Source organism: Burkholderia sp. AU15512, assembly GCF_002223325.1.
GTDB lineage: Bacteria > Pseudomonadota > Gammaproteobacteria > Burkholderiales > Burkholderiaceae > Burkholderia.
In genome coordinates, this window is the sequence record NZ_NKEX01000008.1 from 1,119,287 (window position 1) to 1,132,519 (window position 13,233).

Genomic DNA, 13,233 nt, shown 5'->3' on the forward strand with positions numbered 1-13,233 from the left:
GATCAGACGAGCGTGAGCGTGACGTCGATGTTGCCGCGCGTCGCGTTCGAGTACGGGCAGACGACGTGCGCGCGGTCGATCAGCGTTTGCGCGACATCGCGATCGAGGCCCGGCAGCGAGATCTTCAGTTCGACTTCGATGCCGAAGCCGTTCGGGATCGCGCCGATGCCGACGCTGCCTTCGATCGCGGCGTCCGCGGGGATCGCGATCTTGTCGCGCGCGGCGACGAACTTCATCGCGCCGATGAAGCACGCGCTGTAGCCGGCGGCGAACAGTTGCTCGGGGTTCGCGCCCGCACCGCCCGCGCCGCCGAGCTCGCGCGGCGTGGTCAGCTTCAGGTCGAGGCCGCTTTCGGGCACCGTCGCACGGCCGTCACGGCCGCCGGTGGCTTTTGCATGGGCGCGGTACAGCACTTTTTCGATCGACATGACAGACTCCTTTTTCAGCAAATGAATGAAACAGCCTTCGAACCGGGGACCACGTGCCGGCGGCTTCTTCGCCGGCTTCGCATTTGTTTATCTACTCATAGATAGACAAACATCCCCAAAAATGCAGAGGATTGGTTCCTCTGCGCCAGCCACTTATCTATCTACTACATGATAGATAACAAGATTCAATAAAAAGGCGGCGAACCGCCTCACTGCTCGTGCGCCGCCCGTCAGGACCGCGCTTTCCAGACGGCCTCGACATCCTCGAGACGCGCCCGCGTATGAAACAGCCGGCTGGCCAGCACGCTGCCCTGGAACGCCGCGTACAACGTGCGCGCCGCCGTGTCCGGCTCGCCGCTGAACTGCAGCGTGCCTTCCTTCGCGCCTTGCGCCAGCAATTCCGCGAGCCAGCGCTCGTTGGCCGTGAAGAACGCCTGCACCGCCTGCCGCACGTTCTCCGGCAGCGTTTCGATGTCGGACGCGAGCATCCCGCACAGGCAGATCAGGTTGCCGTCGCCCAGCGTGCGGCCGAACATCTTCGTGTACAGGCTCAGCTTCACGTCGGCCGGCAGCGCCGGATCGATCGCCCGCACGGCCGCGAGGACTTCGTCGCTGTAAGCCGCCACCGCTTCCAGCACCAGATCGTCCTTCGACGGGAAGTAGTAGTGGATGCTCGACGTCTTCACGCCCACCAGGTCGGACAGGTCCCGATAGCTGAAGCCGTTGTAACCGCGCTGCATCATCAGCGTGATTGCATGATCGAGAATCTGTTCGCGGACGGTCGGTTTCGTTTCCATGGATCGAACTTTATCTACTCATAGATAGACAGTCAAGGACTTTTTTAAGGGCTCGATGACCATGCCTGCGAGCCCGCCGCGCAAGGACGACGCCGTTCGCCTGGCCGAGCGGCTTACAACCGGCCTGCAGCACGATCGAATCGATGCGACACTTCACGCCGGGCCACGCGAATCGCGGCGCAACGTCCACCGGCCGGGCGGACGTGCCGGCACACGATGACCGCGTCGCATCCGGCCCCGGCATCATCGGTCCGCCCGCTGCGTCGGGCCGCACAAGGAGAACAAGTCGATGTTTTCGTGGTTTGAACGGCGCCTGCCGACTTTCCCGCTCGAAGATCCCGTCACGCCGCCGCGGGGTTTCTTCTCGTTCGTCTGGGCGTGCACGAAAGGCGCGCGCAGCTGGATCCTGCTGATCGCGCTGACGTCGGCCGCATTGGCCGCGTACGAAGCCGCGCTGTTCGCGATGATGGGCCGCGTGGTCGACTGGCTCGCGTCCTCGACGCCGGCCGATTTCGGCGGCCGGCACTTCGGCACGCTCGCCGGGTTCGCGGCGATCCTCGCCGGCAGTGCGCTGCTGATCGCGCTGCATACGATGGTCAAGCACCAGGTGCTCGCGATCAACTTCCCGATGCGGCTGCGCTGGCTGTTTCACCGGCTGATGCTCGACCAGAGCCTGTCGTTCTACGCGAACGAGTTCGCCGGCCGCGTGACGACCAAGATCATGCAGACCGCGCTCGCGGTGCGCGATGCGCTGTTCATGTCGGTCGACGTCGTGATCGGCGTCGCCGCGTACCTGATCGGCATCCTCGCGCTCGCGGCCAGCTTCGACTGGCGGCTGATGATCCCGCTCGCGCTGTGGGCGCTCGGCTACGGCCTGGCGTGCGCGTATTTCGTGCCGCGCCTCGGTGCCGTCGGCAGCCGCCAGGCCGATGCGCGCGCGCTGATGACGGGCCGCATCACCGACGCGTATTCGAACATCACGACCGTGAAGCTGTTCTCGCACACGCGGCGCGAAGCCGACCACGCGCGCCGCGCGATGGAAGCGTTCAAGGCGACCGGCGACGCGCAGATGCGGCTCGTCAGCGCGTTCGAGGTCGTCAACCATCTGCTGTCGACGCTGCTGCTGGTTGGCTCGACCGGCCTCGCGCTATATCTGTGGATGCATGGCGAGGCGAGCGCGGGCGTCGTCGCGGCGGTGATCGCGATGGCGCTGCGCCTGTCGAGCTATTCGCACTGGATCATGTGGGAAATGACCGAGCTGTTCGAGAACGTCGGCACGATCCAGGACGGCATCAACACGCTGACGAAGGTGCACAGCGTGGTCGACGCGCCCGACGCGAAGCCGCTCACGGTGCAGCGCGGCGAGATCGTGTTCGACAACGTGCAGTTCGCGCACGAGGACAACGATCGCGCGGTGTTCGACGGGCTGAACCTGACGATCCGGCCCGGCGAGCGGATCGGCCTGATCGGCCGCTCGGGCGCCGGCAAGTCGACGCTCGTGAACCTGCTGCTGCGCTTCTACGACGTGGGCGGCGGCGCGATCCGGATCGACGGGCAGGACATCGCGCACGTCACGCAGGACAGCCTGCGCGGCGCGATCGGGATGGTCACGCAGGATACGTCGCTGCTGCACCGGACGATGCGCGAGAACCTGCTGTACGGGCGCCCCGACGCGACCGAGCGCGAGATGCACGACGCAGCCGTGCGCGCCAAAGCGTCCGAGTTCATCGACCGGCTGCGCGACCGTCACGGGCGCAGCGGCTACGACGTCGAGGTCGGCGAGCGCGGCGTGAAGCTGTCGGGCGGCCAGCGGCAGCGCGTCGCGATCGCGCGCGTGATGCTCAAGGATGCGCCGATCCTCGTGCTCGACGAGGCGACCAGCGCGCTCGATTCCGAAGTCGAAGTCGCGATCCAGCGCAGCCTCGACGACCTGATGCACGGCAAGACGGTGATCGCGATCGCGCACCGGCTGTCGACCATCGCGGCGATGGACCGGCTGATCGTGCTCGACGAAGGGCGCATCGTCGAGGAAGGGACGCACCAGCAGTTGCTGCAGGCGGGTGGTATTTACGCGGCGCTGTGGGCGCACCAGAGCGGTGGGTTCCTCGGGGAAACGGCGGACGCGGAAAGCGTGGAGCAATAAGCCATGACGGCGCAGCGATCGGCGGCGGTTTCGGCCGCGATCGCTTTCCGTGGCAGCCCGAAGCGGATGACACGTTGAATGCCGCACTGCCGCGGCGGTTCGCATCGGGCGACGCTCGCCACTGATCTGCGCACGGGATCGTGCGGCACGCCCGTCGCGATGCGCCGGTGACCCGCCCGCGCCGCCCATTCGTTGCGCACGCATCCACCTCCGCGCCGCCTCATAACGATCCGACAATTTATTGGTTCCCTCGACGATGCGCCGTCCGTATCGTTCACCGACTCGTCAGACCAATCGACCAACGGGGGAATCCAACAATGAAACAGATCCGTTCATTCGCACTGCTCGCGCTGCCGGCCGCGCTCTACGCCGCCGGCGCGCACGCACAAAGCAGCGTCACGCTGTACGGCATCGCCGATGCGGGCATCGCGTACGTGCACAACGCGCAGAACGCGAACGGCAGCAACGCGTCGAGCCTCGTCAAGTTCAGCAGCGGCAACCTGTCGGGCAGCCGCTGGGGGCTGCGCGGCACCGAGGATCTCGGCGGCGGCCTGGCCGCGCTGTTCCAGCTCGAGAACGGCTTCAACATCGGCACGGGCGCGCTCGGCCAGGGCTCGCGCGAATTCGGCCGCAAGGCCGTCGTCGGCCTCGCGAGCAGCACGTACGGCACCGTGACGCTCGGGCGCCAGTACGATCCGGTCGTCGATCTCGTGCAGGGCCTCACGCAGGACAACTACTTCGGCGGCGTGTTCGCGACGCCGGGCGACCTCGACAACTACGACAACAGCCTGCGCGTCAGCAACTCGGTGAAATACACGAGCCCGCTGATCTCGGGCTTCCAGTTCGAAGGCCTGTACGGCTTCGGCGGCGTCGCGGGCGCCACCGGCAGCGGCCGCACGTACAGCTTCGGCGCAAGCTACGCGAACGGCCCGCTGTCGCTCGGCGCCGGTTTCTTCTACGCGAACGGCGGCTCCACAGTCGCGAACGGCGTGCGCACCTGGTCGAGCAGCTCGGATACGCTGTTCAACACCGTGATCAACCAGGGCTTCTCGAGCGCGAAGTCGATCCAGATCGTGCGCGTGGCCGGCCAGTACGTGGCCGGGCCCGCCACCTTCGGCCTCGCGTATTCGAACACGCAGTACGGCGCGGACACGCTCTCGGCGTTCAGCCAGAACGCGAAATTCAACAACGGCTCGGCGTTCTTCAACTGGCAGTTCTCGCCGGCGCTGCGCGCGGGCGTCGGCTACAACTACACGTCGCTGACGGGGCCGAGTTCCGCGCACTACAACCAGGTCAACCTCGGTGCCGACTACGCGCTGTCGAAACGCACCGACCTGTATGCGCTGTTCGGCTACCAGAAGGCGAGCGGCAACACGCTCAACGCGAACGGCGCGGTCGTGAAGGCCGCCGCGTCGGTCGGCTCGTACGGCGTGAACTCCGGCACCGATACGCAGGAACTCGCGATCGTCGGGATTCGCCACAAGTTCTGATCGCGTCGCCGCACGGCAACGACGACGACATCGACGGCAGCCGGCAGGCGCGCACCGCGGTGCGCGCCTGTGGCGTTTACACTGTCGCGATCCCGTTCCGCACGACACAAGGAGGCCGGCATGCTGACCGTATGGGGGCGTCGCAATGCATTCAACGTCCAGAAGGTGATGTGGCTCGTCGACGAGCTCGCGCTCGAGCATCGGCACGTGCCGGCCGGCGGCCAGTTCGGCGTGCTCGACACGCCCGATTTTTTGGCGATGAACCCGCACGGGCGCATCCCCGTGATCGACGACGGCGGCACGGTCGTCTGGGAATCGCACAGCATCCTGCGCTACCTCGCCGCGCGTTACGGAAGCCCCGGCCTCTGGCACGACGACCCTGCAGAACAGTCGCGCGCCGACCGCTGGATGGACTGGTCGCAAACCACGTTGCAGCCGACGTTCCTGAACGGCGTATTCCGCGGCTACTTCCGGACGCCGCCCGAGCAGCGCGACACGGCGCGCGTCGAGCAAAGCATCGCGCAGTGCGCACGGCACTTCCAGGCGCTCGATGCGGCGCTGGCCGGTCAGCCATTTCTCGCGGGCGACGCGCTCACGCTTGCCGACATCACGGCCGGCACGCACCTGTATCGCTACTTCGAACTCGACATCGCACGGCCGGACCTCCCGAACGTGCGAGCGTGGTACGAGCGGCTGAAAGCGCGGCCCGCGTATCGCACGCACGTGATGATTCCGTTCGACGATCTGCGCGGGCGACTCGATTAGGCAATCGCGTATCGCGCCGGCAGCAGAACGGCTTGTAGGAAGGTTGTAATCACAACGGCGTATGTTGCCGACCTGTACGCCCGCCCGATGTACGCGACGCGGGTCATGACTGACCAACCCCACAGGCAAGGCAATGAGCGCTCAGGACATTGCAGTCGATGTCACGGCCCGGACGGACCAGGCGGTTGCCGCGCATCGTAACGCCGGCCTCGACGCGTTGCGCGCCTGCCTGACGTTGCTGGTCGTGTTCCACCACTGCGCGATCACGTACGGCGCGCTCGGCGGGTGGTACTACCACGAGGTGGTCGCGGGGCCGTCCGTGGAATCCGCGCTGCTGACGCTCTTCTGCGCAATCAACCAGGCGTTCTTCATGGGCCTGTTCTTTTTCCTGGCGGGCTACTACACGCCGCGCTCCATCGATCGCAAGGGCGCCCCCCGCTTTCTGGCTGACCGGTTTCTCAGGCTCGGCTTGCCGTTGCTGGTGTATGGGTTTCTGATCGGCCCCGCCACGATCGCGCTGGCGCAGTCCACTGCCGGGCACCCGTTTGAAGACACGCTCGGCCGCCTGTGGCGCCACGGCACGTTCGACAATGGCCCGATGTGGTTCGCCAAGGCTTTACTGATTTTCAGTGCGGCTGCGGCACTCTGGAGCGCCGCGTGCGCGCGCACCGCGAGCCGGCCCGAGCCGCATCCTTTCCCCTCCGACAGGACCCTGGCCTCAGCGGCATTGCTGACCGGTATCGCGGCGCTGGCGTTGCGATACCGATGGCCGATAGGTATCAACGTATGGGGGCTTCAGCTCGGGTATTTCGCCAGCTACGTCGTGTTGTACGCAGCAGGTTGCCGGGCAGCACGCGCACGCTGGCTCGAGCATCTTCCGCCACGGCAGGTCGACACATGGCGGCGCATCGCGCTGCTGACAATCCCTGTCCTGCCCGTCGCCTACCTTCTCGCGAAGCACGTTCCCGCATTGCATGGCCGTCCGGTTGACGTGGTGTACGCGTTCTGGGAGCCACTGGTCGCATGGGGCACGATACTGTTTCTCGTCAGCCGCTTTCAGCGACGCTTCACTCGACTGACGGGTGTGTGGCAGCCGCTGGCGCGACGCGCCTACACGATCTACATCATCCATCCGCCGGTGCTGGTCGGCGTTGCACTCGCATGGCAGAACGTGCCGGCGGCCCCGTTCCTGAAGTTCGCCGTGACCGGCGGCATCGCGTGCGTCGCGTGCTACCTGATCGCAGGACTGCTGCTTCGCGTGCCCAGGCTCGCATCGATCCTGTAACGGCTGCGTCAGCGTCGCCGCATTCCACCGAATCCGCTCGCGCCGCCGAACGGATGCATGCCGCCGAATCCGTGGCCGGCGGTGCCGGCCGGGAACGCGCCGTGGTGAAAGCCGGCGCCGATCGGCACGCCGACGCGGCGATGGTCCCCTCCGTTGAAGTGGACGACGTGATCGAAGTGGTGGAAATGATGGAAGTGGTGGAAGCGATCGACGAACACGAAGCCCACACCTGCGCCGATAAAAAGCGGCGGCCCCCAGTACCCCAGGTCAGCATACGGATAGTCCGCCGCCGGATACCATAAAACACTACCATCGGCGCTCTGCACGAACTGCCATGTGCCGTCGTCCTGCAGGCACGCACGCCCGACGATTTGCTGCTCCGTGCCGTCGATGTTCGCTCGCGCGACGACCGCCCGGCAGTTCGTCGTCTCGTCCGCCAGATCGTCGGAGGTTTGCGCAAAGACCGCCGCGGAACAGCCGAGACAGACGAACCCTATCCCGGATCGAAACCAGTTGCCCATGATCGGCTCCTGCCTGATTGTCCCCGACCACTCGATCGCGGGCCCCGCTGACGGCGCCCGGCAGATCGGATTGCTCGCGCACGATTCATCATGCGGTGCTCACGCGCCGCCGCATCGTACAGGGTCTCCTGACGGCTAAACGATGCAGCGCGCCGGCTTATTCCAGGGGTCTGGTGCGAATGATCGACGCAGGCACCGTCGATTGGCGCCCGGCCTAGCGCCTGGCGAAGCGGTAGGCAGCCGCTGCCGTGATCCCGAATACCAGATGGGCCACGAGCGTGATCGCGCCACGAACCGAGATGAACCACGGGAAGATCGCGGTGAACGCGTACAGGTTGACGCCGTACAGGATGAGGCCGAACGCGCCGCCTGCGAGGAGCGAGGCCGCGAGCGACAGGTTGCGAATCGCGTTCGCCAGCACGGCCGCATAGACCAGCGACAGCACCAGATGCACGAGGGTCGCCACCGCCATGACCCACGGATCGAAGCCGGCGGACGCGCCGAGCACGCCGCGCCCCATCACGATGGCTGCCGTGAGGCGTGTGTCGCGCAACAGGTTGCCGATCGCGTCGTCACCGACGATCGGCCAGAGCAGCAGCTCGACGACGGTCGAACCGGCCGCCGCACCGAACGCTGCCCAGAGAACCGGGACGACACTGGCTCGTTTCAATTGACGCTCCCGTCGCAACCGGCCGATGCATCGAAGCGAGTTGCACCCCACCCGCTCCGGCGCCGGCCGCACAGCGCGTGCCGGTGAACCGGAACCCGAACCGGGCGGCCACGCAAGATTACGACGCTCCTTCGCAATCCGACCAGTAAGCGAAAGGATCGCGATGTTTCGGATAGTTCTCGTCCAGCCATTTCAGCAACGTCGCCCGCGCGTTGTCCATGTCGGCTTTCAGCGACGAGGTCGTCAGTTCGTGCACTTCGATGGACTTTTCGCGATCGATCACGAAGCAGTTCCAGTCGGGGCCGTCGAGATCCGGATCGTCGGACGCCTTCGACGACTTGCCCCAGCCGAACCCCTTGCGCGCGTCGATGTAGTACCGCGGATGCACTTTCAGATACGACATCTCGCCGCCCTGCAGGCTGCTCTCCGCGCGCAGCACGTCGTGTCCGTCGACGATCTGCGTAACTTCCGGCAGCCGGCGCGCTCGCCATCCGACGGGCAGCGTCGCGATGGCCTTGACGCTGTCGTACATCCCCCACTCCAGCCCCCACGCTTCGGCCATGCGCTTCATGAATGCGTTCGCATTCGGATAGCCGCGCAACTGGATCCGGGTCGACAGCGTGACCTCGATACCGCCGCGCCCGCCCGTGCCGGCGGATGCGTCGTCGGCGCTCGCTTCGAACGGATTGCCCGGACGCGACGCGCGCGTCGCGTCCGCGGGCGCCATGCCCGAAAACAGCTGGTCGAGCGCGGCACGCGCTTTCGACGACTTGTCCGGCTTGTTCATTGTTGACCTCGCTTGCATCCGCACGGATGCATCCCTTTTCGAATCTCGTTCATCTCTCCACCTCATCGTTTTTCGCGGTCGCATTGTCGTCGATCCGGCGGCCCGAGCCTAGTGCCGCGTATCGCACAACGCTTTTTCGCTCCCACCCGCTACCGGGGCGGGCCGACACGATACACCGGCCAGGGCTAGCCGCCTGTCCCCACCGCCGCCCGCATCCGCTCCATCAACGCCAGCACCTCAGGCCGATTCTCCCCCTTCGCATGCACGAAGTAATACCTGAGCACCGAGTCGACTTCGTGCGGGCTCACGCGCACGAGTTCGCTGCGCTTGAAATAGGCGTCGGCAAGCGGTACCCGCGCCAGCGCCACGCCGAGCCCGGCCTCGGCGGCGGCCAGCACGAGGTTGTAATCCTCGAAACGGCGATCCTGCGCGCGCGGCTTGAACGGCACGCCCAATGCATCGAACCACGTGCGCCAGCCGGTCACATCGGAATCGTGCAGCAACGGCATGTCGAGCAGCGCGGCATCGCCGCGCCGGCGGCGCGCCTTCGCCAGTTGCGCGGCAAGCCGCGGATGCGCGACCGGATAGAGCCGTTCCGGCATGAACGCACGGGTGTCGAGCTGACGCCAGTTGCCGCGCCCGTACCGGATCGACAGATCCGCTTCGCCGCCGGCGATATCCACGTTGCGCAGATCGATGCCCAGTTCGATCCGTAACGCGGGCGCCTCGCTCTCGAGCGCATGCTGGCGCTCGAGCAGCCAGAGCTGCGCGAAGGCCGGCACCACGCTCATCCTGACCAGTCGCGGCGTACGTGGCGAGCGCCACTGATCGGCCGCACTGTCGATGATCGCGAACGCCTGCTCGATCCGGCCGACGAAGCGCTGGCCGTCCGGCGTCAGGCGCACGCCGCGCGCATGGCGTTCGAACAACCGCAGGCCGAGCCAGTTTTCGACAGCGGCCACCCGCCGGCTGATCGCGCCGTGCGTCACGCCGGAGACATCGGCCGCGGCGAGGAACGAACCCTCGCGCGCGACCGTGCACACCGTCTCGAGACTCGCGAGCGGCGGCCGCGCACCCGGCGCCGGCGCTGCGGCGGGCGACGCCGCCGGCGCGCGCTTCGCGCGGGTCGAAGCACCGGCCGGCCGCCGGCTCGAGCTGTGAATCGTCGTCATATCTGCGTGCTGATCTGTGCGCTAGCTTAGCATCTTGCCACACCGCATCATGGACGCATGAACACGCTCTCCACCCCGTCGTCGCGCGCTGCGCGGCAGCCGCTGATCGCGGCCGGCGCGGTCGCCTTCACGATCGTCTCGTGGGCGTCCGCTTTCCCGTTCATCCGGATCGGCCTGCATGGCCTGACACCGCTGCAGCTCGCGGCGGCGCGCTTCGCCACGGCGGCCGTGCTGATCGTCGCGTGGCTCGCCGTGCGGCGGCCGCGCGTACCGACCCGCGGCGACGCGCTGCGCTTCCTGTTATGCGGCTTTCTCGGCATCGCGCTCTACAACGCGCTGCTCAATACCGGCGAGCAGACCGTCTCGGCCGGCGCGGCGAGCTTCATCGTGAACACGCTGCCGATCTTCACGGCGCTGCTGGCCGCCGTGTTTCTGGGCGAGCGCTTCAATCGCTGGGGCTGGCTCGGCTCGCTGGTCAGCCTCGCCGGCATCGCGGTGATCGCACGCGGGCAGCCGGGCGGCCTCGTCCTCGGGGCCGGCAGCACGCTGATTCTCGGCGCGGCGCTGTGTTCGGCCAGCTACTTCGTGCTGCAGCGGCGGCTGATTCCGGTGTACGGCGCGCTGGCCTGCACCGCGTACACGCTGCTGGCCGGCGCGCTGCTGCTCACGCCGTGGCTGCCGGGCGCGCTCGTGGCGCTGGGCAGCGGGTCGCGCGACACCGCGCTGGCCGTGCTGATGCTCGGCATCTTCCCCGCCATGCTGGGTTACGCGACCTGGACCTTCGCACTCGGCTACTTCGGCGCGGCGCGCGCCGCCAACTTCCTCTACCTGACGCCGGCGGTCGCGACAGTTCTGTCGATGGCGCTGACGGGCGAGCGACCCGGCATCGAGACGGTGTGCGGCGGCTTGCTGGCGATTGCCGGCGTGATTTTCGTGGCGTTGCGCGGACGGTCCTAGGATCGGTGCCGAATCGGGCCGGCACGATCGGCCCGACGTTCCCAAGCGAGCCGGCCGGGGCGAACCCCGGTGTTTGCAAAGCGGAATGCGTGCCGCGGGCTGTCGATTCGCATCAGTTCGCCGACGTCGCCGAACTTGACCGTTAGTTGCGTTACAACGAGGACATCAATCCCGATGAGACAGGGCCCCGCAACCGGATGCGCAATCGAGATCGTCCAAACTGTGCAGACAAATCGACCGAACAGTTCCGGATTGACCGTGCATCAGTGTCCATGGCTTCGCCCCGGCCGCCGGCCGAATAATGGATGCGTTCGTAAGGCCGTCGACAGCGAATCGCAGCCTGTGGCCTGCCGCGGCGCACGATTTCCGGCATCCGGCGCCTTCGAATTTCGGGCGCTGGCCGCACTGCGCCCGCCCCGCTACGTGATTCGCTGCAGCGCGCAAAATCGGCTTCATATATATTCATACGAATTGCACCGTTTCAGGCCCCGATTCGCCGCTCAGCCGGGCGGCACGTCGCGGGGCAGGACGCGATGCAGTGAAGCCCATGATGCGTATGGAGACTCGTCCGATCGCCCCGACCTCGCCGTCGGCCGGTCGAGACGTCAATAGAAAGACATTCAAATCGGAGATGGCAGATGGAACGAAGCACTGTCGGCATGCGCTGCAAACCCCTGATCACCGTCGCACTGGCTGCCGCCGCATTCGCGGCCGCGTCGACCGCGATGGCCGACCAGGTCGTCAAGATCGGCAGCGTCGAACCGACGACGGGCGGCATCTCGCACCTCGGCAAGGACAACGAGAACGGTGCGCGCCTCGCGGTCGAGGAAATCAATGCGAAGGGTCTCACGATCGGCGGCAAGAAGATCACGCTGCAACTCGATGCACAGGATGACGCGGCCGACCCGCGCCAGGCCACCCAGGTCGCGCAGAAGCTCGTCGACGACAAGGTCGTCGCCGTGATCGGCCACCTGAACTCGGGCACGTCGATCCCGGCGTCGAAGATCTACAGCGACGCGGGCATCGTGCAGATCTCGCCGTCGGCCACGAACCCGACCTACACGCAGCAAGGCTTCAAGACGACCTACCGCGTCGTCGCGACCGACGCGCAGCAAGGCCCGGCGCTCGCGAGCTACGCGCAGTCGAAGGGCGTGAAGAGCGTCGCGGTGATCGACGATTCGACCGCGTACGGCCAGGGCCTCGCGAACGAGTTCGAGAAGAAGGCGAAGGCGCTCGGCCTGAAGGTGCTGTCGCACGACGCGACCAACGACAAGGCGGTCGACTTCCGCGCGATCCTGACGAAGGTCAAGGGCGAGAACCCGGACGCGATCATGTACGGCGGCATGGACGCCACCGGCGGCCCGCTCGCGAAGCAGGCGAAGCAGCTCGGCCTGCGCGCGAAGATCCTGTCCGGCGACGGCGTGTGCACCGACTCGCTGGCCGAGCTGGCCGGCCCGGCGGCCGACAACGTGCTGTGCTCGCAGGCCGGCGCCGCGCTCGAGAAGATGCCGGGCGGCGCGGACTTCCTCGCGAAGTACCAGAAGCGCTTCAACCAGGGCATCAAGTTCGATGCACCGTTCGCGTACGACGCGGTCTACATCGCGGTCGACGCCATGAAGCGCGCGAACTCGACCGATCCGGCGAAGATCCTCGCGGCGATGCCGACGACGAAGTACGAAGGCGTGATCGGCACGACGACGTTCGATTCGAAGGGCGACCTCACGCACGGGATCATCTCGATCTACGGCTACAAGAGCGGTAAGAAGACCTTCCTCGACCAGGTGAAGATGTAACCCGCCGCGGCGCCGGTGCGACGGGAACGCCACCCGTCGGCGCCGGCGCCGCGCGGGCCGAATTCTGATTCACGGAGACGAAGCATCATGTGCGCAATGGCGTATGCGGAATTTCAACAGGAGTTGAAGAAGGCACAGCTGACGGCGCGCGAGTTCGCCCGCCTGATCCGGATGAACGAAAGCTCGATCACGAACTATTCGAGCAAGGGCACAGTCCCGTCCCACCTCGCGGTCATCGCGAAACTGATCGGCACGATGGCCGCGCACGAGATCGATTTCCGGCGCGTGATCCGGCAGATGCGGATCGAACCCAAAAGGCCCCGCGGCGGCGGTGCGTTTCCTGCGGCGGAAAAACCGCGTTCCGGAAAGACGGCGAAAGCCGACGCCTGAGCACCGGCATGCGTCGACGACGGCACGAGGCTTGC

13 protein-coding genes are annotated in these 13,233 nt (G+C 66.6%); 7 read left to right on the top strand and 6 right to left on the bottom strand.

Going from position 1 to position 13,233, the window contains the following annotated elements:
- Positions 1 to 2: 2 nt before the first annotated feature.
- Together CFB43_RS36995 and CFB43_RS37000 are read right to left on the bottom strand one after the other, a co-directional pair.
- On the bottom strand, positions 3 to 428 hold the full coding sequence (locus tag CFB43_RS36995; RefSeq protein ID WP_046547194.1) for an organic hydroperoxide resistance protein: 426 nt from the start codon (positions 426 to 428) through the stop codon (positions 3 to 5).
- A 230-nt stretch (positions 429 to 658) separates the two neighbouring features.
- On the bottom strand, positions 659 to 1,225 hold the full coding sequence (locus tag CFB43_RS37000; protein WP_089448963.1) for a TetR/AcrR family transcriptional regulator: 567 nt from the start codon (positions 1,223 to 1,225) through the stop codon (positions 659 to 661).
- A gap of 289 nt (positions 1,226 to 1,514) precedes the next feature.
- Here CFB43_RS37000 and CFB43_RS37005 point away from each other — a divergent pair, with 289 nt between their 5' ends.
- The 4 genes from CFB43_RS37005 (at position 1,515) to CFB43_RS37020 (ending at position 6,908) form a co-directional block, all read left to right on the top strand.
- A complete protein-coding gene (locus CFB43_RS37005) occupies positions 1,515 to 3,368 on the top strand; it encodes an ABC transporter ATP-binding protein (protein WP_089498971.1) in 1,854 nt (617 codons plus the stop codon).
- A gap of 317 nt (positions 3,369 to 3,685) precedes the next feature.
- The gene (locus CFB43_RS37010) at positions 3,686 to 4,858 is read left to right on the top strand and encodes a porin (protein WP_047853068.1); all 1,173 of its coding nucleotides are present in this window, start codon (positions 3,686 to 3,688) and stop codon (positions 4,856 to 4,858) included.
- A 120-nt stretch (positions 4,859 to 4,978) separates the two neighbouring features.
- Positions 4,979 to 5,623: a glutathione S-transferase family protein gene (locus CFB43_RS37015; RefSeq protein ID WP_089498972.1), complete on the top strand. Its 645-nt coding sequence runs from the start codon at positions 4,979 to 4,981 to the stop codon at positions 5,621 to 5,623.
- 133 nt (positions 5,624 to 5,756) lie between these two features.
- Entirely contained in the window at positions 5,757 to 6,908 is a 1,152-nt protein-coding gene (locus CFB43_RS37020) for an acyltransferase family protein (RefSeq protein ID WP_089498973.1), read from the top strand.
- 8 nt (positions 6,909 to 6,916) lie between these two features.
- Here the strand turns inward: CFB43_RS37020 and CFB43_RS37025 are convergent, their stop codons facing one another.
- From CFB43_RS37025 to CFB43_RS37040, 4 genes are all read right to left on the bottom strand, one after another.
- Positions 6,917 to 7,429, bottom strand: coding sequence for a hypothetical protein (locus CFB43_RS37025; RefSeq protein ID WP_089498974.1), 513 nt, complete (start codon positions 7,427 to 7,429; stop codon positions 6,917 to 6,919).
- Between the two features lie 214 nt (positions 7,430 to 7,643).
- Positions 7,644 to 8,099: a sodium:proline symporter gene (locus CFB43_RS37030; RefSeq protein WP_089498975.1), complete on the bottom strand. Its 456-nt coding sequence runs from the start codon at positions 8,097 to 8,099 to the stop codon at positions 7,644 to 7,646.
- Between the two features lie 118 nt (positions 8,100 to 8,217).
- Positions 8,218 to 8,886 (bottom strand): nitroreductase, encoded by a 669-nt coding sequence (locus CFB43_RS37035; RefSeq protein WP_089444584.1) that lies wholly within the window; start codon positions 8,884 to 8,886, stop codon positions 8,218 to 8,220.
- A gap of 185 nt (positions 8,887 to 9,071) precedes the next feature.
- Positions 9,072 to 10,058, bottom strand: coding sequence for a LysR substrate-binding domain-containing protein (locus CFB43_RS37040; protein WP_089498976.1), 987 nt, complete (start codon positions 10,056 to 10,058; stop codon positions 9,072 to 9,074).
- 57 nt (positions 10,059 to 10,115) lie between these two features.
- Between CFB43_RS37040 and CFB43_RS37045 the strand changes: the two genes are divergently transcribed.
- The 3 genes from CFB43_RS37045 (at position 10,116) to CFB43_RS37055 (ending at position 13,198) form a co-directional block, all read left to right on the top strand.
- Positions 10,116 to 11,015, top strand: coding sequence for a DMT family transporter (locus CFB43_RS37045; protein ID WP_089498977.1), 900 nt, complete (start codon positions 10,116 to 10,118; stop codon positions 11,013 to 11,015).
- Between the two features lie 638 nt (positions 11,016 to 11,653).
- Positions 11,654 to 12,808, top strand: a complete 1,155-nt coding sequence (locus tag CFB43_RS37050) for a branched-chain amino acid ABC transporter substrate-binding protein (protein WP_089498978.1) — start codon at positions 11,654 to 11,656, stop codon at positions 12,806 to 12,808.
- 87 nt (positions 12,809 to 12,895) lie between these two features.
- On the top strand, positions 12,896 to 13,198 hold the full coding sequence (locus CFB43_RS37055; RefSeq protein ID WP_089498979.1) for a DNA-binding protein: 303 nt from the start codon (positions 12,896 to 12,898) through the stop codon (positions 13,196 to 13,198).
- Positions 13,199 to 13,233 lie beyond the last annotated feature (35 nt).

Coding starts and splice junctions, on each gene's coding strand:
- CFB43_RS36995 (WP_046547194.1), bottom strand. CDS start 428: ATGTCGATCGAAAAAGTGCTGTACCGCGCCCATGCAAAAGCCACCGGC.
- CFB43_RS37020 (WP_089498973.1), top strand. CDS start 5,757: ATGAGCGCTCAGGACATTGCAGTCGATGTCACGGCCCGGACGGACCAG.
- CFB43_RS37025 (WP_089498974.1), bottom strand. CDS start 7,429: ATGGGCAACTGGTTTCGATCCGGGATAGGGTTCGTCTGTCTCGGCTGT.
- CFB43_RS37000 (WP_089448963.1), bottom strand. CDS start 1,225: ATGGAAACGAAACCGACCGTCCGCGAACAGATTCTCGATCATGCAATC.
- CFB43_RS37035 (WP_089444584.1), bottom strand. CDS start 8,886: ATGAACAAGCCGGACAAGTCGTCGAAAGCGCGTGCCGCGCTCGACCAG.
- CFB43_RS37050 (WP_089498978.1), top strand. CDS start 11,654: ATGGAACGAAGCACTGTCGGCATGCGCTGCAAACCCCTGATCACCGTC.
- CFB43_RS37055 (WP_089498979.1), top strand. CDS start 12,896: ATGTGCGCAATGGCGTATGCGGAATTTCAACAGGAGTTGAAGAAGGCA.
- CFB43_RS37015 (WP_089498972.1), top strand. CDS start 4,979: ATGCTGACCGTATGGGGGCGTCGCAATGCATTCAACGTCCAGAAGGTG.
- CFB43_RS37005 (WP_089498971.1), top strand. CDS start 1,515: ATGTTTTCGTGGTTTGAACGGCGCCTGCCGACTTTCCCGCTCGAAGAT.
- CFB43_RS37040 (WP_089498976.1), bottom strand. CDS start 10,058: ATGACGACGATTCACAGCTCGAGCCGGCGGCCGGCCGGTGCTTCGACC.
- CFB43_RS37010 (WP_047853068.1), top strand. CDS start 3,686: ATGAAACAGATCCGTTCATTCGCACTGCTCGCGCTGCCGGCCGCGCTC.
- CFB43_RS37045 (WP_089498977.1), top strand. CDS start 10,116: ATGAACACGCTCTCCACCCCGTCGTCGCGCGCTGCGCGGCAGCCGCTG.